The organism is Kitasatospora cheerisanensis KCTC 2395, from assembly GCF_000696185.1.
Taxonomy (GTDB): Bacteria; Actinomycetota; Actinomycetes; order Streptomycetales; family Streptomycetaceae; genus Kitasatospora; species Kitasatospora cheerisanensis.
Map to the genome: position 1 here is coordinate 1,275,884 of NZ_KK853997.1, position 20,203 is coordinate 1,296,086.

Annotated in this window: 14 protein-coding genes and 1 pseudogene; 10 read left to right on the plus strand and 5 right to left on the minus strand. The window is 74.7% G+C overall.

Annotated elements, in window-relative coordinates; genetic code table 11:
- Window positions 1–36: 36 nt before the first annotated feature.
- From KCH_RS05670 to KCH_RS47065, 3 genes are all read right to left on the minus strand, one after another.
- Window positions 37–831 (minus strand): hypothetical protein, encoded by a 795-nt coding sequence (locus tag KCH_RS05670; RefSeq protein ID WP_035859694.1) that lies wholly within the window; start codon window positions 829–831, stop codon window positions 37–39.
- Window positions 832–932: 101 nt separating this feature from the next.
- Window positions 933–1,940 (minus strand): transglycosylase SLT domain-containing protein, encoded by a 1,008-nt coding sequence (locus KCH_RS44055; RefSeq protein WP_051652776.1) that lies wholly within the window; start codon window positions 1,938–1,940, stop codon window positions 933–935.
- 244 nt (window positions 1,941–2,184) lie between these two features.
- Window positions 2,185–3,873: a tetratricopeptide repeat protein gene (locus tag KCH_RS47065; protein ID WP_425268735.1), complete on the minus strand. Its 1,689-nt coding sequence runs from the start codon at window positions 3,871–3,873 to the stop codon at window positions 2,185–2,187.
- Between the two features lie 210 nt (window positions 3,874–4,083).
- Between KCH_RS47065 and KCH_RS05690 the strand changes: the two genes are divergently transcribed.
- From KCH_RS05690 to KCH_RS05705, 4 genes are read left to right on the plus strand one after another with little or no spacing between them, the layout of a single operon-like run.
- Window positions 4,084–5,202, plus strand: coding sequence for an S-adenosylmethionine:tRNA ribosyltransferase-isomerase (locus KCH_RS05690; RefSeq protein ID WP_035859704.1), 1,119 nt, complete (start codon window positions 4,084–4,086; stop codon window positions 5,200–5,202).
- A gap of 10 nt (window positions 5,203–5,212) precedes the next feature.
- Window positions 5,213–6,328, plus strand: coding sequence for a hypothetical protein (locus tag KCH_RS42325; RefSeq protein WP_051652777.1), 1,116 nt, complete (start codon window positions 5,213–5,215; stop codon window positions 6,326–6,328).
- A 53-nt stretch (window positions 6,329–6,381) separates the two neighbouring features.
- A complete protein-coding gene (locus KCH_RS42330; RefSeq protein WP_167574007.1) occupies window positions 6,382–7,422 on the plus strand; it encodes a polysaccharide pyruvyl transferase family protein in 1,041 nt (346 codons plus the stop codon).
- Entirely contained in the window at window positions 7,419–8,306 is an 888-nt protein-coding gene (locus tag KCH_RS05705) for a glycosyltransferase family 2 protein (protein WP_051652779.1), read from the plus strand. The genes KCH_RS42330 and KCH_RS05705 overlap by 4 nt, the downstream gene beginning before the upstream one ends.
- A 327-nt stretch (window positions 8,307–8,633) precedes the next feature.
- On the opposite strand, the gene KCH_RS05710 is transcribed toward KCH_RS05705, so the two are convergent.
- On the minus strand, window positions 8,634–9,431 hold the full coding sequence (locus tag KCH_RS05710; protein ID WP_035859706.1) for an NmrA family NAD(P)-binding protein: 798 nt from the start codon (window positions 9,429–9,431) through the stop codon (window positions 8,634–8,636).
- 105 nt (window positions 9,432–9,536) lie between these two features.
- Here KCH_RS05710 and KCH_RS05715 point away from each other — a divergent pair, with 105 nt between their 5' ends.
- Window positions 9,537–9,956, plus strand: coding sequence for a winged helix-turn-helix transcriptional regulator (locus tag KCH_RS05715; RefSeq protein WP_035859709.1), 420 nt, complete (start codon window positions 9,537–9,539; stop codon window positions 9,954–9,956).
- 40 nt (window positions 9,957–9,996) lie between these two features.
- On the opposite strand, the gene KCH_RS05720 is transcribed toward KCH_RS05715, so the two are convergent.
- Window positions 9,997–14,709 (minus strand): multicopper oxidase domain-containing protein, encoded by a 4,713-nt coding sequence (locus tag KCH_RS05720; RefSeq protein ID WP_208865923.1) that lies wholly within the window; start codon window positions 14,707–14,709, stop codon window positions 9,997–9,999.
- 302 nt (window positions 14,710–15,011) lie between these two features.
- Here KCH_RS05720 and KCH_RS05725 point away from each other — a divergent pair, with 302 nt between their 5' ends.
- The 5 genes and pseudogenes from KCH_RS05725 (at window position 15,012) to KCH_RS05740 (ending at window position 19,916) form a co-directional block, all read left to right on the plus strand.
- Window positions 15,012–15,680, plus strand: coding sequence for a response regulator transcription factor (locus tag KCH_RS05725; protein WP_035859710.1), 669 nt, complete (start codon window positions 15,012–15,014; stop codon window positions 15,678–15,680).
- Window positions 15,667–16,764, plus strand: a complete 1,098-nt coding sequence (locus KCH_RS36885; protein ID WP_051652780.1) for a sensor histidine kinase — start codon at window positions 15,667–15,669, stop codon at window positions 16,762–16,764. The genes KCH_RS05725 and KCH_RS36885 overlap by 14 nt, the downstream gene beginning before the upstream one ends.
- 354 nt (window positions 16,765–17,118) lie before the next feature.
- A pseudogene (locus KCH_RS46475) lies at window positions 17,119–17,646 on the plus strand (AfsR/SARP family transcriptional regulator); the annotation flags it as partial.
- Window positions 17,647–17,861: 215 nt separating this feature from the next.
- Entirely contained in the window at window positions 17,862–18,758 is an 897-nt protein-coding gene (locus tag KCH_RS46480; protein ID WP_341865347.1) for a hypothetical protein, read from the plus strand.
- 75 nt (window positions 18,759–18,833) lie between these two features.
- A complete protein-coding gene (locus KCH_RS05740) occupies window positions 18,834–19,916 on the plus strand; it encodes a radical SAM protein (protein ID WP_035859713.1) in 1,083 nt (360 codons plus the stop codon).
- The last annotated feature ends 287 nt before the right edge of the window (window positions 19,917–20,203 follow it).

Genomic DNA, 20,203 nt, shown 5'->3' on the forward strand with positions numbered 1-20,203 from the left:
CCGGGAACGCGCCGTGGGCCTGCCCGACGGTGCCGGTCAGCAGTCCTTGTACGCGGTGCAGACCGGCTTGGCGAGCGCGCTCAGCACGGCGCCGTCGGCGGGCGCGGACCAGGCGGTCTTCGGGTGGCCGCCCTTGGCGAGCCGGGCGTGCAGGGTGAGTTCGACCAGCGCGCCGCCGGAGGTGGTCAGGTACTCGTGGACCTGCACGGTGCCGCCGTCCGGCTGCGGCAGCGTCACGGTCGCCACCAGGAACTCGCTGTCGTCGCCGGTGATCTCGGCCTTCGCGCCGGACGCGGTGGCGGCGCAGGCGCGCACCTCGTCCTTGACGGCGCCGAGCAGGCCGAACGCGGACTGCGCGGCCGCGCTGCTCTTGCTCGCGTCGCCGAAGCTGACGATGCTCTGGTCGGCCTTCCAGTCGCCGTCCGCGCCGCCCAGCGAGGCGGTGTCCACGCCCGGGACGGTGTCCGTCCAGTCGGCGGAGCGCGTGCCGTGGCAGAGCTGCTCGATCAGGAACCGGCCCTTGGCGCCGAGGCTCTTCGCGGACGAGGCGGGCGCCGTCCAGTGCAGCGCCGCGTTCAGCGGCACCTGCTGCGGCGCGATCCACGCCGCGGCGGGCACCGCCGAGCCCTTCCCGCCGCCGCCGGTCGCGCTCGGCGCGGGAGCCGGCGCGGACGCCCCGCCGCCGGAGGACGGCGCCCCGGAGGCGGCGGGCGGCGCGGCGGAGGTCTTCGCGGCGGAGCCCCCGTCCGCGCCCTCGGGGTCGCAGGCGGTCAGGACGGCGACGGCGGACAGGCAGGCCACCGCGGCGGCGGCGAGGCGGAGCGGACGCACGTGGATCCCCGGGTTCTGGGCGGACGGTGGGAGGGGGCGGAGCGCCGCGTGCCGCGCCCGCCCGGCGAACGGACGGACGCGGCACGCGGGGTGACGGCCGGTCAGTAGCCGCGGGCCGGACGGTTCGGGTCGGCCTGCTGCACCTTGGACGCCAGGTCGTGGCCGTCCGCCGAGACGTGGTACCGGCTGCGGATGTAGTTCATCGACGCCGCCACGTTCGCCACCGGGTCGTAGATGTCGGTGGAGGTGCCCTTGACGTGGTACGCCGCGAAGGTCGGCGGAATGGTCTGCCAGCCGCCGCGCGAGCTGTTCAGCGGCGCGCCGTCGGCCTGCTTCGCGCCGTGCGCGTTGCTGTCCCACATGTTGACCTGCGAGCCGGCCGCGTTGTACGTCGACTCGCGCTTGGCGATGGTCAGCATGCCCTTGGTCCACGCCTCGCGGGCCGCCGGGTCGGTGACGCCCATCGCGTCCAGCGCCTGCGCGATGTACTCGCGGCAGGCGGCCTCGCCGCTCTTGTACTTGCCCTTGCCGCCGTACGTGACCTCGCTGGTCTTGATCGCTCCGGCGTGCGAGATCTCGGTCTTCGGGTCGTTGCCGTTGTTGTTGCCGCCGCCGTGGTCGCCGCCGCCGTGCTGGCCGGGCTTGTTCGGGCTCTTCGGCATCGACGAGCCGGGCTTCTTGCTGCCGGGCTTGTTCGTCGGCGTGTGCTCGCCGCCCTTGCCGGGGCTCTTCGGCGCGGGCTTGGTGGAGCCGGGCTTGCTGACGCCCTCGTGGGCGCGCTTCTCGGCCTCCTGGTACCGCTTGATCACGGTGCCGATCTTCTGGGTGTCCTCGGCGAGCCCCTTGGTGAGCTTCTCCTTGGTCGCCTCCAGCGCCGCGACCTGCGCGTTGATCGCGCTCACCTGCTGCTCGACCTGCGCCACCACGGCGCCGAACCCGATCACGTTGCCGAGCGCGCCGGCCGCCAGGTCGGTGGCCACGGCCTTGGCCATCACGTCCTTGATCCGACCGGTCTGCTTGGTCATCTCGTTCATCCGCTGCTGGAGCGCGTGGAAGTCCCGCTGGATCTTCGCGAGCTCGTCCAGCCTGACGCCGAAACCAACTGTCATGTTCTGTCTGCTCCCCCGTCGAACCTGACGCCCGTTCAGTCGTTTATCCCACCACACGGCCCCCCGGGGCAATCACCGGCCCCCGCCGCGCGCGCAGCTACCCGCCGGACGGCCCCGGCAAACCACCTGAGCGGGCCTTTCGCCGAGATGCCGGGGCCCGCCGGGCGCGCGATCATGGCAGGTGCGGACCGCCCGAAGGCGGTACCGCCCCGGATCGCGCTGACCACCCGATCGACCGGCGCCCTCACCGGAAAGGCTGGGATTCGATGTTCCAACTCCTCTGGATTCTGCTGATCGGCTTCGTGCTGGGCGTGCTGGCCAAGCTGATCCTGCGCGGACCGCAGGCCATCCCCTGGTGGCTGACCATGCTGCTCGGCGCGGCCGGCGCCCTGATCGGCAACCTGGTGGCCGGCTGGATCGGCGTCCGCCACACCTCCGGCATCGACTGGATCAGGCACCTGCTCCAGGTCGCCTTTGCGGTCGCCCTGGTGGCCTTCGTCGCCCCCGCCTGGAGCAAGTCCCACCCAGGCAGGTGACACCCCCGGCACCGCCCCGCCGCCGCCCGTCGAGCAGTCCGCCCGGCGGGCGGCGGCGTGTCCGGCGGCGCCCCGTCAGGCGAACCGGGAGCTGCGCACCGGGCCCGGCGAGCGGACCCGGTCCCGGCTGCCGGTCGCCCAGGTCGCGGCGGCCCGGGCGGCGAAGGCGGCCAGCGCCTCGTCCGGGTCCGGCGGGGTCCGCCCGTCGCCCTCGTCCGGCTCGGCGGACGCGGCGCGGATCCGCTCCGCGAGCTCCGCCGGCGGGCCGTCGTCGGCCGGCCCCGCTCGACCTCGCCGTCCTCGCCGACCCGCAGGTTCGGCTCCCACGGCGCGACCACGTGCTGCACCAGCAGCCCCGAGACGTCCGCCGAGACGGCCGGCGGGTCCGTCCAGCACGTCGCGTGCTCGTACAGCACCTCGCCGGGCGCCCGCTCGTACAGCGCCCCCACCAGCTCCTGGTCGCACTCGTTCAGGTCGTACGCCACCACCAGGGCGTCCGCGACGCCGCCGCCCGGGCGGTACGGGGCGGCGGGGATCCCCAGCAGCGCCGCCGCGGCCAGGCCCAGCGCCTCGCTGCCCCGGTCCGGCAGCAGCGCCACCGAGCTCGGCCGGCGGCCGGCGGCCTCCAGCACGGTGCGCAGCCGCTCCAGGCCGCGCCGGCAGTTGTCCCAGCTGTCGCCGAGGTACGCCCAGCGGCCGGTCATGCCCTGCTCGTAGCCGTGCGGCGAGAGGGTGGCCAGCAGACCGCCGGTCAGCGTGTAGTGCCAGCCGCGCAGGTCCTGCGGCCCCGCGGGCGGGACGGCGGCGGCGCGGGCCAGCGAGCGGCGGATCCGGTCGGCGGCGGGCTGCCAGGTGTCGCCGTCCGGCGCCGCCAGCCCTTCGAACACCTCGCGGGCCAGCTCGACCCGGCCGTCCATCAGCGCGTTGTGCGCCAGCAGGTAGCCGTCCGGCCAGTCGCCGCCGATCGCCCGGTGCTCCTGCAGCACGGCGACGGCCTCCGCGTGCCGCTCGCCGTCCTCCAGTGCGACGGCCAGCTCCAGCAGCACCTGCCGCGGGGCGGCCTGCGCCGCGCCGCCGCGCCCGAACAGCTTCCGCTTCACCGGAGCGGCCCCGGCGGCCAGCGCCTCCCGCAGCGCCGGCACCGCGAACTCGGACAGCCCGTGCTCGATGCAGGCGTAGCCGTACGCGTACAGCGCCCCCGCGTCCGCCGGGCGCGAGGCGAGCGCGGCGGCCGCCCCCGCGAGGTCCTCGATGCCGACCGCCTCCGCCAATCTGCGTGTCACCGGGGCGACTTCACCCGCCGTCAGTCCGTCGACCACCCGCCGCAACTCCCGCACCGCCCCCTGCGGGTCGTCCGCATCGAGCAGTTCCCACGCCTTGGCGAGGTCCGCATGCACGCAATTTCCTCCGGCTCGAACGGTGCCGCCGGCCCACCCGGTTCGCACACCCGCCCGATCATCGCTGGCGCCGGCCCGCCCCGCGAAACCATTTTCCGCGGGCCCGCCGCCCGCACCCGGCGGACTGCGCGTGTCACAGCACGGCCCGCGCCCCCGCCCGGGATACCGTCGATCCGTCCGCATACGTCCTTCCGCCGCTGCGAGGCCACCGTGGAGAACACGCACGACCCCGGGGACTACGAGTTCGATCTCCCCGACACGCTGGTGGCGCAGGAGCCGCCCGAGGCGCGCGGTGGCCGGCGCACCGACGCCAGGCTGGCCGTGCTGCGGCGCGGCACGGAGCAGGTGGACCACCGCGGCTTCCACGAGATCGCCGAACTCTTCGAGCCCGACGACGTGCTGGTGCTCAACAATGCGCGGGTGGTGCCGACCCTGCTGCACGGCGAGGACCAGGACGGCCGGGTGGTCGCGGTGAGCATCCACTCGCCGAACGAGGACGGCACCTGGCACTGTCTGGTGGCGCCCGAAGCGGTCTGCCGGCCCGGCGCCCGGTTCGTGCTCGGCCCCGGGCGGCAGGTCACCGGCCGGCTGCTCGCCGAGGCCGACCCGGGCGTCTGGCGGATCGAGCTCGACCCGGCCGACGGCGACACCCTCTACCGGCTCGCCGAACCGATCTACCCGGGCTACCTCAAGCAGGCCCCCGCCGACCCGGAGTACTACCAGAACACCTTCGCCTCCCGCCCCGGCGCGGTCCTGTTCCCCTCCGCCGGACGCCACTTCACGCCCGCCGTGCTGGACGAGCTGCGGGCCCGCGGCGTGGCGGTCGCCGAGGTGACGCTCCTGCTCGCGGCCCGGTCGCACCACTTCGTCCGGCAGGTGTTCCGGCAGCAGGTCGCCGCCGGCGGGGCCGGTGACGTCGAGGCGGAGGACCGGGTCGAGCGCGCCACCCGCACCAAGGGCTTCGACTTCCCGCAGGCCGAGCGCTACGAGGTCACCGCCGAGACCGCCGGGACCATCAACGAACGCCGCGCCCGCGGCGGCCGGATCATGGTGTGCGGCACCTCCGCGCTGCGCACCCTGGAGAGCGTCACCGGCGAGGACGGGCGCGTCCCGGCGGCCACCGGCTTCACCCGGCTGCACATCGTCCCCGGCCACCGGTTCCGCGCCTGCGACGGGTTCCTGACCAACCTCCACCGGCCGAAGAGCTCCGAGCTGCTGCTCACCTCCGCGTTCACCGGCCGGCAGCCGCTGCTGGAGGTCTACCGGCGGGAGCTGATCCCCCGGAAGTACCGCTTCCACGAGTTCGGCGACTCGATGCTGATCGTCTGAGCGGGCCGTCGTGCTGATCGCCGAGGACATCAGGCGGACCGCGACCGCGCACGGCTGGGAGCTGTCCGCGCGGGTGCGCGCCACCGCCCCGCTCGACGTGGACCGGCTGCGCTTCACCGTGCGCGGCGGCGGACCGGACCGGGTGCCGGAGCGCGGCGACGCGTTCCTCGCCGCGCTCGTCATGCCCGCGATGAGCCTCGGCGAGGAGCTGCTGATCGACGCCCCGGTCTCCCCCCGGCTGCTCAGGTCCGCCCGCACCGTGATGGAGATCTACTCCGCCTGGTGGGAGCGGCTCCGCGAAGTCCGGGTGACCGCCACCGAGACCGCCGCCCCGACCGGCGGCGAGGACGCCGTCGGACTGTTCTTCACCACCGGAGTGGACTGCTTCTACAGCCTGCTCAAGGACGGCGAGCGCCGCGCCGAGCCCGACCACCAGCCGGTCACCGAGCTGCTGTTCGCCAACTTCGAACAGCACTCCGGCGCCGACCACGACCGGCTGGTGGAGCGGATCGGGCAGGTGGCCGACCGGACCGGGTGCCGGGCCGTGGTGGTCGACACCGACATCCGCTCCCTCGCCAACCCGCTGGCCGCGTGGGGCACTTACCACGGTGCGGCGCTCGGCGCCGTCGCGCTGGCCGTGCAGGGCCTGCTCGGCCGCTGCCTGATCGCGGCCAGCGACCAGTACCGCCACCTGCCCCCGCTGGGCTCGCACCCCCTCCTGGACCACCTCTGGTCCACCGAGCGCCTGGAGATCGTCCACGACGGCGCCGAGGCCACCAGGACGGGCAAGGTGGAACGTCAACTCACCCGCTCCGCACTGGCCCTGGACAACCTCGGGGTGTGCTGGCGCAGCCGGCCCGGGCACAACTGCGGCACGTGCGAGAAGTGCCTGCGGACCATGGCCGCGCTGGAACTGGCCGGCGCGCTCCGGCACTGCCGCACCCTGCCCCCGGTGCTCGACCTCCGGCAACTGCGCACCGTCCCGATCGAGTCGGAGGACGCCCGGGTCTCGATGCGCGAGGTGGCGCTCGACGCCAGGGCGCGCGGGCGGCACGACATCGCCGACGCCGCCGAACACGCCCTCGCCCGCCCGCTGCCCGACCCGTCCGGGACGGCCGCCCGGTGACCGCCCCGGCCGGTTCCAACCCCGGACTCCGACTGCGCTCCGCCGTAAGGGAGTTGATCGAGCCCGGGAGCCGCTGCGCGCTGATCGACTTCCCGCACCACGCCAACGTCGGCGACAGCGCGATCTGGCTCGGCGAACGCACCCTGCTGAACGAACTGGACGTCGACCTGGTCTACACCGCCGACCTGGACAGCTTCTCGGAGACGGCGCTGCGCGAACGACTGCCCAGCGGCACCGTCCTGCTGCACGGCGGCGGCAACCTGGGCGACCTCTGGCCGCACCACCAGCGGCTGCGGGAACGCGTCATCGGCGCCTTCCCCCGGCACCGGATCGTCCAACTGCCGCAGTCCGTGCACTTCGGCGACCCGGACGCGCTCGACCGGGCCCGCCGGGTCTTCGACGCCCACCCCGACCTGACGCTGCTGCTGCGCGACCACCGGAGCCTGCGCGCGGCCCGCCGGGCGTTCCGGACGCCCGCCGTGCTCTGCCCCGACGCCGCCTTCGCGCTCCCGCCGCTCCGGCCCCGGCCCGGTCGGCCCGAGCGGCGGATCCTCTGGCTGAGCCGCACCGACCACGAGGCCGCGCCGCACCCCGGCCCGGACCTCGGCGCCGGCACCGGCACCGGCCCGGGCATCGAGGTGCACCGCACCGACTGGCGGGCGCAGGAGGGCGCGGACGACAGCTGGATCGCGGCGCTGCGAGCGGTCTCCCGCGACCTGGACGCGGCCACGACGGGCCTCCGCCGCACCGCGGACCGCACCGCCGACCGCACCGCCGACCGGTCGGCCGACCGCACCGCCGCCCGCACCGCCGCCGAGCTGCTGCGCTGCTACGACCGGCACGCCGCACTCCAACTGCTGCGCGGCTGCCGGCTGTTGAGCAGTGCCCGCGCCGTGGTCACCGATCGGCTGCACGCCCATCTGCTGTCCGGACTCCTCGGCCTGCCGCACGTCCTCCTCGACGACCGGTACGGCAAGGTGCGCGGGTACTGGGAGACCTGGAGCCGGCACCGGTGGCCCGAGGTGCACTTCGCGTCGACACCCGGCCGGGCGATCCGGGAGGCCGAACTGCTGGCGGGCGGGCGGCCCGGATGAACGGCGCCCCGTGGACACCGGAACTGGTCAGCGTGGTCATCCCCGCGCTGAACGCCGCCCCGGTCCTCCCCGACCAGTTGACGGCCCTGGCCGGGCAGGACTACTCCGGCCCCTGGGAGGTCGTGGTGGCCGACAACGGGTCCACCGACGGGACGGCCGCCGTGGCCCTGCGCTGGCAGCACCGGCTGCCCGGGCTGCGGGTGGTCGACGCCGCCGCACGCAAGGGCATCAACCACGCCCGCAACGCCGGGGCGGCCGCGGCCCGCGGTGACTACCTGGTCTTCTGCGACGCCGACGACGCGGCCACCCCCGGCTGGCTGCGGGCGATGACCGCGGCGGCCCGCGAGGCCGACCTGGTCGGCGGCTACCCGGAGCCGTACGCCGTCGGCCACCACCGCGCCTGCTCCTGGCGGGCGCCGGTCCACCCGCCCGACCGGCTGCCCGAGAAGATGGGCTTCCTTCCGGTCGCCCTGGGCGCCACCCTCGGCGTCCGGGCGGAGGTGCTGCGGGCGCTCGGCGGTTTCAACGAGGAGTACGCCGGTGGCGGCGACGAGGTCGAGTTCTGCTGGCGGGCCCAACTCGCCTCGTACACCATCGACTTCGCACCGGACGCCGTGATGCGCTACCGGGTCCGCGAGCAGGCCCGGGCAGTCGCCCGCCAGGGCTTCGGCTACGGCCGGGGCGACGCCCTCCTGATGCGCGACTTCCGCACCCACGGCCTGCCCCCGGTCACCGTCCTGACAGCCGCCCGCACCTGGTACCGACTGGCCCGGCGGATCCCCGAGATCGCCTCCCCCGAACTCTACGGACGCTGGTGGTTCGACGCCGCCTGGCGCGCAGGCCGCCTGGTCGGCAGCATCCACCATCGCGTCTTCTGCCTCTGAGCAGCCAGACCGATTGCCGCCGCCCCGGCCCAACCCGGCTCTCGCCCACCGGAGTTCACACCCGCCGCATCTTGCGGGCCCGGGCCGCGGTCCGCACCTGGTACCGCCCGGCGAACGCGGCCTGACGGGCGGCCCGCCGGTCGGCAGCATCCGCCGTCGCACCCGCTACCAGTGAGCAACCAGACCGATTGCCGCCGCACCGTGGCCCAACTCGCCTCCCACCCAAGGGAGTTCACACCTACTGCAGCTGCGGGCCCGGGCCGCGGTCCGCACCTGGTACCGCCCGACGAACGCGGCCTGATGGGCCGACTGATCGGCAGCGCTCGATCAGCCGCGCGCGGCAGTTGCGGCTACGGGGAGCGGGTCGGTGAGGGGGCGGCCGAGGAGCTTCTCCAGGGTCGGGTCGGTGGCGGACAGGAAGTCGTGGCGGATCGCGGTGGCGAGGGAGCTGAGCATCGGGGGCTGGAAGGGCAGGAGGCCCGGGGCGGCGAGGATGCGGGTGCGGTAGGTGGCGAGGTCGACGTCGTGGTGGGTGAGGTCGAGGGCCGCGGCGACCTGGGCGGCGGTGATCGGGGTGCCGACGAGGTCGTGGACGAGTCCGGTGTGCGGGGCGGGGTCGGCGGCGACCCGGGCGGCGGCCTCGGCGAGGTCGGCGCGGGCGACGGCGGCCAACGCGCCGTCGGCGAAGGGGGATTGGAGGCCGTCGGGGGTGGGGGCCAGCAGGCTGCCGAAGAGTTCGGCGTAGAGGCCGTTGCGGAGGATCGTCCAGGGCAGGCCGGTGTCCCGGATCAGTCGTTCGGTGGCGCGGTGGGCCGCCGCGAAGGCGAGGTGGTCGCCGGCGGTGGTGAGGCTGGTGTAGACGACGTGGGAGACGCCGTCGCGGACGGCCGCGTCGAGGACGGCGGCGTGGCGGGCGAGGACCACGTCGTCCTCCGCGTAGCCGGCCGAGATCAGCAGCAGGGTGCCGGCGCCGTGCAGGTCGAGGCCGGCGGGGTCGTCGAAGTCGAGGTGGCGCATGCCCTCACCGGGGGTGCGGCTGCCGCCCTCGGCCGGGACGCCCGCGGCGTGCAGCGCGGCGAGGGCCGCCGCACCGAGGTTCCCGCTCGCTCCGGTCACCAGAATCATGATCAGTCCCAGCCTTTCGCCGTCGTCCGCACTGGTTCTCTTCGGTAACCAGTGGCTACGGTTGATCCTCGACCGCGCGCCGATCGCCCACAAGGAGGCAGTTCGATGTCACCGACGCACACCGGAGTAACCACCCCGGCCGCGCTCGACCCGTGCGGGCGGCACGACCATCCGGACTGCGGGATCCGGGACGTGCTGGACCGGATCGGCGACAAGTGGTCGGTCCTGGTGATCGTCGAACTCGCGGGCGGGCCACGGCGGTTCAGGGAGTTGCAGCGCGCCGTGGAGGGCATCTCGCAGCGCATGCTGACGCTCACCGTCCGCCGGCTGGAGCGTGACGGGCTGGTTCGGCGCACCGTCTACCCGACCGTCCCGGCGCAGGTCGACTACCGGCTGACCGAGACGGGCGCGGGCCTGACGCACCTGGTGAAGGCGCTCGCCGACTGGTCGCTGGCGCACCGCGGGGTGATCGCCGAGGCCCGGCACGCCTACGACGCGGCGCACCCGGAGAACGGGATCCGCTGAGGGCCCGGGAGGGCGGGGCCGCCCTCCCGGACGCGTGGGCTCAGTCGGGGATCCGGCGGAGGCCGGTGCCCGCCGCTGGGACCTGGAGCGGGTCGGAGACGGACTTCGCGGTCAGGCTCGGGAAGGGGCCGCCGTGGCCGACGGTGTTGAGCGCGACCACCCGGTAGGTGTAGGCGTTCGCCGGCGAGGAGGTCATGTCGACGAAGACGCGGTCCTGGTGGGTATTGGGCTGGTCCAGTGGCGAGGCGATCGTCCCGACGTCGGTCCAGGTGGTGCCGTCGGCGGAACGCTGGACCGTGAACGACGTCTCGGTGATCGAGTTGTCCCGCCACCGGAGTTGGACCTTGGCGTTGCCGCCCTGGCCGGCCACCGTAGCGCTCAGGCCGTCGGGTTTGGCGGGCGGCAGGGCGAGCGATTCGGGCCGCATCATGTCCATCTCCTCGTGGCTGAGGATGTGGCAGTGGATGACGTACTCCCAGCCGTAGTTGACCAGTTGGTTGGTGATCGCCGGCGTCGGGTTGCCCTGCGGGTCGACGTTGTTGAACATCGAGGTGTCGCCGGCCGGCATCGCCGGGTCCAGCAGCCGTACCGAGTTGGGCACTTCGAAGGGCGTGGTGGGCACCACCGGGCGCAGCGCGACGACGGTGTCCTCCAGTGGGCTCATCCGCACGGTGTCCTTCCAGCCGAGTTCGTTGGCGTCCGGCCGGAGGACGATGTTGTCCCAGGTGACCCGGTTGAGCAGTTGGACGTCGTAGAGGTGGAAGTGCATCGGGTGGGTGTCCACGCCGTTGTGGGTGAAGCGCCAGATCTGGGTGCCGTCGGCGGTGGATCCGATCGGGGTGACCTTCATGTCGCCGCGGGGCAGATTGGTGCCGTCGACGAGTTCGGTCGGCGGGTTGATGTAGGGGTAGAGGGTGACGTTCTGGGCTCCGGGGGTGGGTGGTTGGGCCTCGACGCCGAGGGTGGCCTGCATGCGGCCGTAGGCGTCGAAGCTCGTGGCGTTCATCTCGTCGTGGATGGCCTTGGGTTGCAGGGGAAGCGTGCTCCTCGCGGTCGGCGCCTTGAGGGTGTTGAAGTTGAAGCTCGTGGTGTCGTTGACCCGGACCAGTCCGTCGCAGGTGTTCACGGTGGAGTTGGCGGTGTTGCAGTTGCTGCCGTTGGCGAACCCGGTGCCGTAGGCGGAGTTGTACGCGGCCTGGCCGACGATGATCGGGTTCTGGCCCGATTCGAAGACGCCGGAGCCGTCGGCGTGGTGCCGGAACGCGGCCTGGAGCTTCGCCAGGTTGAACGCCGGGGCGGGCGCGGTGTTCGCCACGGTCACCTGCATCACGGTGCGGGTGTTGGGGCCGTAGCCGGGCATGGTGGTGGGTGCGCCGGCGGGGGCGAGGTCGGGCCCGCCGGTGTAGTAGTCGTAGGAGGCGATGCGGGCCGGGTAGGCGGCGGGCGCGTCGTTGTAGAGGATCAGGGTCTTGCCGGCGAACTTCGAGAAGTCGACCAGCACGTCGGCCCGTTCGGCGGGGGCGACGACCAGGGAGTGCTTGTCGACGTTGCCGACGTCGAAGCGGGTCGGGTCGGTGATCCAGGTGGTCGGCTGCTGGCCGTCGATGACGGCGGGGGCGGGCAGGAAGCCGCCCTCGTTGGCGATCTGGATCCAGCTCGGTCCGGCCGCGGCGTTGTGCGCGTCGACGGGGGTGGGTGACACGTTGGGGTCGGTCCGGGCGGCCTTCAACTCGTCCGGTTTGAGGGCGACTTCGGTGGTGCCGTCGCCCTGGTTCGGGTCGGCGGTGTACCACTGGAAGTTGAAGAACCGGTCGTTGGCGGCGTTGAGCAGCCGCAGCCGGTAGGTCTTCGGCTGGACGGTCAGCCTGGGGTAGGCGACGCCGTTGACCAGGGGCGTGTCGTTGAACTGCTCCATGCCCATGGAGATGTTGGGGGTGCCGGGGATCTGTTCGGGCTCGCAGTACGGGGCGGCCTGGTACTGCCAGGTCGTCGGGTCGTCCAGCTTGCAGTGCGGGTCGTGGTACGGGTTGGGGATCGGCCCGTAGGTGGTGTCGCCGGCCGGCGGCCAGAACCAGGGCCCGTACATCCAGCGGCCGTAGGAGCTCATGCCGCTCGGGTCGCCGGGGTTCTGCGCGGGCATGTAGACGTGGTGGTACCAGAAGCTGCCCTTTCCGCCCCAGCGGGCGGCGTCCCAGGTCGGGTCCTGGCCGTAGGAGACCCGGCCGCCGCCCGCGTCGAACCGGTCCTTCAACTGGGAGTCGTCGGGCACGAAGGTGCGGTCCTGGACCAGCAGGGGGAGGGTCGACGCGGCGTCGGGGATGGTGCCGCTGCTGATCAGCGCCTTCTCGGTGTCGTCGGTGATGGTGTAGCCGGCGGCCTCTCCCGCGTACACGTTCAGGCGGGTGATGCCGTAGGAGTGGTCGTGGTAGAACATCAGCCGCGCGCTCTGCTGGTTCGCGTAGTAGAACGTCGAGCAGCCGTCGTCGGCGGCGGCGCACAGGGTGGCGCCTGCGCCGTCCACCATGTCGGGCACGTTCTGCACGCCGACGCCCTGCGGCCAGTCGGTCTGCTCGCCGGCGGGGGTGATCCACTGGTGCGGGGTGCCGTCGCTGATCCACGGGGTGATGCCGCCGTGCAGGTGCAGGGTGGCCCGGTTGTCCTGGTAGCAGCCGGACTTGGCGCCGGTGCAGGGCGGGTTGCGGACCTGGTCGGTGACGGTGGAGTCGTTGCCGGGGGCGGGCATCGCCATCGGGCCCATGCCGGCGCCCATGCCGGTGCTGTCCACCGGGAGGAACAGGTCGCCGGCGGCGCCGGTGGGCAGCAGGTTGCGGAACACGATCCGCACCGGCCGGTCCTTGGTCGCGGCGATCAGCGGGCCCATCCACTGCGGTGCGGCGACGCCGGTGTACGGCAGTTGCTGCCGGGTGCCGTCCATCAGCTCGTTGTACAGCGGGACCTGACGGCCCGGCACGGCGTCCGTGGACAGCTGGACGTAGCCGCGGACCAGGGTGGGCGGCAGGTCGGAGGAGAACCGGGTGCGGTACTGGACCAGGCCGATGACGTACTGGTCGGCCTGCTTGCCGCCGGTGGTGACGGTCTCCGGCACCGCCTCGGGGATGAACTTCGCGGCCGGGTCGGTGGTCGGGTCGGCGAGCTGCCGGACGTCCGGGCAGCCGGTGCCGTTCGCACCGGGGTTGCAGGTGGTCGGCAGCGCGTCCTGGAACTTCTTGATGCCGGGCGACAGGTATCCGGCGCCGGGGCTGGTGACGGTGATCGCGCTGATCGCCCCGATGTTCGTCACGGCGGTCACCGCGGCCCCCGAACCGCCGTTGCCGGTCGGGTCGTTGACGGTGACGTCGGGCGTCGAGGCGTAGCCTGAGCCGGGCGTGTCGACGGCGACCGAGAGCAGCTTCAGTCCGCTGGCGGCGGCGGCCGGCGTGGCGCCGGGGATCGGGTCGGCCAGCGTGCCGTTGCGGACGGTGACGCCGGGCGCGGCGGTGTAGCCGCTGCCGGGGTCGTCGACCGTCACCTTGGCGATACCGCCGCCCGGCGTCAGGTCGGCCGGTTCGACGTGGCCCTTGGCGACGGTGCCGTCCGGCTGGGACGGCAGGTCGAAGTCGACGGTCGGCATGGTGTATCCCGCGCCGGCGTCGGTGACGGTCACGGCGGCGACGCCGCCGGACGCGGTGGCCGCGGCCCCGGTCCCGCCGCCGCCGGTGACGGCGACCGCGAAGCCGCCGTAGCCGCTGCCGCCCGCGCCGACGGTGTAGCCGACCACGCTGCGGGAGGACTGGACGGCGGCGGTGGCGGTCGCCTCGGTGGTGCCGCCGCGCACGGTGACGGTGGTCGCGCCCTCGACGTAGCCGTGACCGGGCGCGGTCACCTCGATGGCGGAGATGCCGCCGGTCCGCGGGTCGACGGTGGCGGTGGCCTCCGCCCCGCTGCCGCCCGCCAGGGCGAGCTGCGCGCCGAAGGAGTACGTCCGGTCCTGCACGGCGTAGCGCTCCCAGCCGGGCGCGCCGACGGTGACGGTGGCGCCCTGTGCGGGGGCGGTGCCGGTCGGCGGGCTGCTGCTGCCGTCCGCGCCGGCCGGGTACACCAGGGTGTCGGTCGGGTGCGCCACGCCGGTGTCCACGGGGACGCCCTGGCCGTAGAAGCCGATCAGGTCACCGGCCTGCACGGGCGTGTCGGGCATGTCGTACGCGGTGACCTCGCCGCCGGCGGCGCCCGGCGCGGGGACGGTGCGCAGGCCGCTGTCGGCGACCACCGTGTACTGGTCGGCGGTGCCGGTCGGGCGCAGCACGTAGCCGTGGAACAGGCCGCCGGCGGAGGTGCCGGGGCTGCCGCCGGGGGTGGTCTGGTTCCAGGTCCGGAAGGCTTTGAGGGTGCCGGCGGGCAGCGGAGTGCCCGTCAGCAGGACGAACACCGGCGCGAGTTGGCCGGCCGGGGTGGCGTAGTCGGTGGCGTAGGCCCGGGCGGTGAGCGGGTTGCCGACCTGCTGGGCGGTGTCGCTGCTGATGGCGACCTCGGCCCGGGACAGCGTCAGCGGGCTGTTCGCCCAGTTCGGCCAGGGCCCGAAGTAGTGCGGGACCTTGCTCTCGTCGGTGGGCCCGGCCGGCGCGGCGGCGGCCGCCTGCTGGGGCTGCGTCGGCGGCAGCCCGAGCAGGGCCGCCACCACCGCCCAGACGCCGGCCGTCGCGGCGAGGCGCCGTCGCGTCCGGCCCGGCGGCCTCGTGGTGTGGCGCGTGAACACGCCGTTCTCCTCCCTGTCGGCACCCGGCCGCCCGGGCGCGGGTCCGTCCCTTCCGGCGCGGCGGGGACGGCGGGGGCCGCGGGGGTGTGCGGGGCCGTGCCGCCGGCCGGCCTCGGGCTGCGGCGGATGCGGCCCCCAGTGTGCGGACGGGGGGTGGGCGAGCCGGCGAAGATGACAGTCCTGTCATGAAGGCGTCATGACGGCACATCAGCTCCGCAGTGCACACACAAAGTGCGATAATCATCCGCAACTTGGGGCGCGTGCCCCGGTCCGTTTCCGGGGCGCGGGGAGGCAGCACCAGCATGGCCCGACTGCTGGTCGTCGAGGACGAGGCACGCCTGCGCGCCTACCTGATCCGCGCCCTGGGGGCGGACGGCCACCTGGTCCGGGGCGTCGGCTCCGGCCCGGAGGCCGTCCACCGCCTGCGCGAGGACGCCTTCGACCTGGTCGTGCTCGACCTGATGCTGCCCGGCTTCGACGGCTTCGAAGTGATGCGCCAGGCCTTCGAACTCCGGCCCGAGCAGCGGGTCCTGGTGCTGTCCGCCGTGGTGGACGTCGCCACCCGGGTGCGCTGCCTGCGGATCGGCGCCGTGGACTTCCTCGGCAAGCCCTTCGCCACCGCCGAACTGGTCGAGCGGGTCCGCTCCCGGCTGCGCACCGCACCGGCCGGCGCACCCCAGCGCTGGCTGCGCGTCGGCGACGTCGCGCTCGACCTCGAACGGCAGGCGCTCGGCATCGACGGGCAGCAGATCCCGCTCTCCCACCGGGAGTTCATGCTGCTCGGCCACCTGATGCGGCAGGCCGGCCAGGTCTGCAGCCGGCACGAGCTGCTGGCCGGCGTCTGGGGCTACGACGACGACCTGGCGAGCAACGTGGTCGACGTGACGGTCCGCCGGATCCGCGGCAAGGCCCCGCGCCCGATCATCGAGACGGTGCGCAACGTCGGGTACGCGTTCAGTGCCGCCCGCTGACCGGCCGGGCCCGGGCCGCCACGCTGCTGACGGCCCGTCGGCCCGCCCCGCCGGCACGCCCCGCCCTCCCGGACTCCCCGCCTGCCCGGACTCCCCGCCCGCCGGGCGGGGCCGGCTGCTGTTCGCGGCCTGGGTCGCCTTCGCCGGGTGCAGCCACCTGGCGCTGCTGGTCGTGCCCGACCTGGAGACGGTGGCCTTCCACCTGGTGTGGATCAGCATGTCCGTGGTCTACGGCTTCCAGGCCTGGTCGCCCCGCCGGACCGCCGCGGTGCTCGCCGCCGTCACCCTGGTCACCGGCAGCACCCTGGCCGACTACGCCCGCCGCGGCCACCTCGGCTGGGACGAACTCGCCGAAGTCCCGCTGATGGCCCTGGTGTTCCTCGCCATGGTCTGGCACGTCCGCCGCCGGGCCGCCGCCCTCGCCGAACTCCGCGCCCTCGCCGAACGGGAGCGCCGCGCCCAGCAGGACAAGGAACTGTTCGTCCGCACCTGCTCGCACGAGATGCGCACCCCCCTCACCGTGGCCCGCTGCTACGCCGAACTGGTCCGCGACGGACTGCCCGCCGAGCACGGCCGGGAGGACCTCGACGTGGTGCTCGACGAACTCGACCGGCTCGGCCGCCTCGCCGGCCGGCTGCTGCTGCTCGCCGACGCCTGCCGTCCCAACGAGCTCGACCGGGGCCCGGTCGAGCTCGGCGCACTCGTCCACCGCACCGCCCAGCGCTGGCGCCCCGCGACGGACCGCCGCTGGCAGCTGGACGCGCCGGCCGTCCGGGTCGACGGCGACGAATCCCGGTTGGAGGCCGCGCTCGACGCCCTGGTGGAGAACGCCGTCAAGTTCACCTCGCCCGGCGACACCATCACCCTCCGCTGCCGGTCCACCCGGCACGGCGCCGAACTCGACGTCGAGGACACCGGCATCGGCTTCACCGACTCCCCCGCCGCCGGCCTCTCCGGCACCGGCCTCGGCCTCCCCATCGTCCGGGCCGTCCTCGACGCCCATCACGGCGCCCTCACCATCTCCCCCGCCCCGCACGGCGGTTCGCTGCTGCGCATGCACCTTCCCGCCTCGGCCGGCGCCTGACCGTCCGTCAACTCCCGTGCCCCGCCCGGCCGGGCGTCCCGCCGCCGGACCCGCGGCCGGTCGCCGACATCCCCCAGAAACCTGGGATATCCCGGGTCCGGGCGGCTCTGACAGGCTGACCTGTCATGGACGCGCGCAGCGAGTGCGTCGTGCGTACGAGGAGGTTTCGTGGTCGCCGGGCTGAATGGCCGCTCCGTCACCGTCTTCCCCGCCGAGGGCCGGAACCTGCGGTTCCGGCTGCTGGGCGAGCTCGCCGCCGACGGCGATCGCGGGCCGCTCGCGCTCGGTTCGCTCAAGCAGCGGTCCGTGCTGGCGGCGCTGCTCGGCCACCCCAATACGCTGCTGTCGACCGACGTGCTGACCGAGGCGGTGTGGGAGGACGAACCGCCCCGCTCGGCCCGGAAGAACCTGCAGGTGTACGTCTCGGGGCTGCGCGGCACGCTCGGCGCGGAGCGGCTGCTCCACCGCCCGGGCGGCTACGAACTGCGGGTCACGGACGAGGAGCTGGACTCGCTGCGGTTCGAGCGGCTGGTGCGTTCCGGGCGGGAGGCGGCGGCCCGGCAGGAGGACGGGGCGGCGGCCCGGCTGCTCGGCGAGGCGCTCCGGCTGTGGGAGGGGCCGCCGCTGCCGGAGCTGCGGCACTCCTCGGTGCTGCGGGGTGTCGCCGAGCGGCTGACGGGCCGCTACCTCGGCGCGGTCGAGGACTGGGCGGAGGTGGAGCTGCGGCTCGGCCAGGCCGGCCAAGTGGTGCAGGTGCTGGGCGACTTGGCGGAGCGCCACCCGCTGCGCGAGCGCCTGCAGGCCGTTCACCTGCTGGCGCTGCACCGGTCCGGACGGCGGGCCGAGGCGCTGGCGGCGTTCGCCGAGCTGCGGCGGCAGCTGTCCCGGGAGCTGGGCCTGTCGCCGGGCCCGGAGTTGGCGGCCTGCCACCGCGAGCTGCTGGCCGACCGGGCCGCGCAGCCGCCGGCCCGGCGGCCGGGGCGCACGGTGCTGCCGCCGGACACCACCGCTTTCGTCGGCCGGGAACGGGAGTCGGCGGAGCTGCTCGGCGCGCTGCGGCGGCGGCCGGGCCGGTGGTGCTGGCCGGTCCGGTCGGGGTGGGGAAGACCGCGCTCGCGGTCCGGGCCGCGCACGCACTGCGCGAGGAGTTCCCGGACGGCCGCCTGTTCGTCCGCCTGCGGGACGCGTCCGGCCGGGCCCGCGCCGCGCGGGAGCTCGCCGCCGACCTGGCCCGCCTGCTGGACGGCGACCGGCCCGCCGCGCCCGCCGACCCGGTGCGGACGGCGGCGCGCTGGCGGGACTGGCTGGCCGAGCACCGGGTGCTGGTGGTGCTGGACGGCGTGCCCGACGAGCGCACCGCCCGCGCCCTGCTGCCGCCGGGCGGCCCGGCCACCGCCCTGGTCACCGGCCGCACCCCGCTGGCCTGCCTCGGCGCCGCGCACCGCGTCGACCTCGCGCCGTTCGGCGTCCCCGAGGCGCTGGCCCTGCTGTCGCTGCTGGTCGGCGCGCGCCGGGTGGACGCCGCCCCGGCCGCCGCCGAACGGATCGTCACCTCCTGCGGCCTGCTGCCCTCCGCGGTCCGGCTGGCCGGGTACAAGCTGGCGGCGCTGCGCCACCTGCCGCTCGGCGAGTTCGCCGACCGGCTCGCCGACCCGGACCGCGTCCTCGGCGAACTCGCCGCCGGCGAAGCCCGGTTGAGCGACCGGCTGGACGCCCAGTGGCAGGCCCTGGACGACGGGCAGCGCCGCACCCTGGCCCGGCTGTCCGGCCGCCCGTGGACCGGCGCCTTCGACCTGGACCAGGCCGCCGACGCCCTCGGCCTGCCCGCCGGCCCCGCCCTGGACGCGCTGGAACGGCTGATCGTGGCCGGCGTGCTGCTCTGCCCCGCCGAGGAGGTCTCGGCCCACGCCGCCCGCTACACCCTGCCCCGCCTCACCCACCTGCACGCCCGCCTCCGCGCCGGATCGCCGGACACCTCCTGTACCGCCCTTTAGGCAGCGGTGTACCGGGTCGCAAGCGGCCGCCGCCACAGTCGGAGCCGACGGGTGCTCGGACCGGGAGGGACGGACGTGGAACTGTCGGAGATCGTCGATCTGCGCCCCGAGCCCGCGGCCGGGCTGCTGGTCGCCCTGACCCGCCGCTGCCCGCTGGCGTGCGCGCACTGCTCGACCGCCTCCTCGATGGACTCGCCCGACCACCCGGACGGCACCCGGCGCACCCAACTGCTGCGCTTCGTCCGCTCGTTCACGCCCGCGCAGCGCCCGGAGGCGGTGCTGCTGACGGGCGGCGAACCACTCCTGCTGCCCGGCCTGGCGCACGAGTTGACGCGCGCCGCGCAGGCCGCCGGGTCACGGGTCGCACTGCTCAGCGGGCTGTTCTTCGCCCGCGACGGCGGGCCCGTCCCGGCGACGATCCTGCGGGCGATCACCGCCCTCGACCACTTCTCGGCCAGCCTGGACGCCCCGCACGAACGCGAGGTGCCGCGCGCCGCGGTGTTCCGCGTGCTGGCGCAGGTGCTGGACGCGGGCGTGCCCGTCAGCCTGCACCTGACCGGCACCGGTCCAGAGGACCCGTACCTGGCGGAGGCGACGGACGCGGTGCTGCGCGAGTTCGGCGCCCGGGTGCCGATGCTGGTCAACGAAGTCCGCCCGGTCGGCCGCGCAACAGGCCTGCTGCCGACGGCCGTTGGGCCTGATCGCGCCTTCGCGCCGGGGCCCGGCGGGCCGTGCGCGATGGCCGCCTGGCCGGTGATCGCCCCCGACGGCACGGTGGTCGCCTGCTGCAACCAGCGGGCCGTCGACCGGCGGCCGGTACCGCCGCACCTGAGGCTCGGCCACCTCGCCGAGGACGACTGGCCGACGGTCCGCCGCCGGACCCTTGACTCGCCCCGCCTGCGGCTGATCCGCACCCTCGGCCCGGACCGGCTGCGCGCCCGCCACGGCACGGAACCCGCCCCCGGCGGCTACTGCGGCGGCTGCCACGCCCTCCCGGACCGGCCGGGCGCGGACGACCTCGCCGCCGCCGGCCCGGCCGGCCGGCTGCTGGACCAGCTGACGGCCGCCCGCCGCCGCGCCGAGGGCCCGGCCGCCCTGCTCCGCCACCACGGCTGCGCCCCGTACGCGCACCTGGTGCGGCCCGGAGCTGCGACATGAGCCACGAGGCCGACCAACTGATCGTCGGCGAACCGACGGTGACGGCACATCAGGACCGACCGGGCTTCTCCCGTGCGCTGCGCACCCGGCTCGCGCTGGCCGCCCCCGCGGTGGAGCGTGCCACGGCCCAACTGTGGCGCACAGAAGGCGATCTGACGGGCCGTTACCGGCGCTACCTGTGGGCGATGCACGCGCTGACCACCGCGTCCGTCCCACTCCTTGAACGGGCCGCCGCCAACTGCGCACGGCTGGACGATGATTGGGCGCCGCGGCTGGCGGCCTACTTC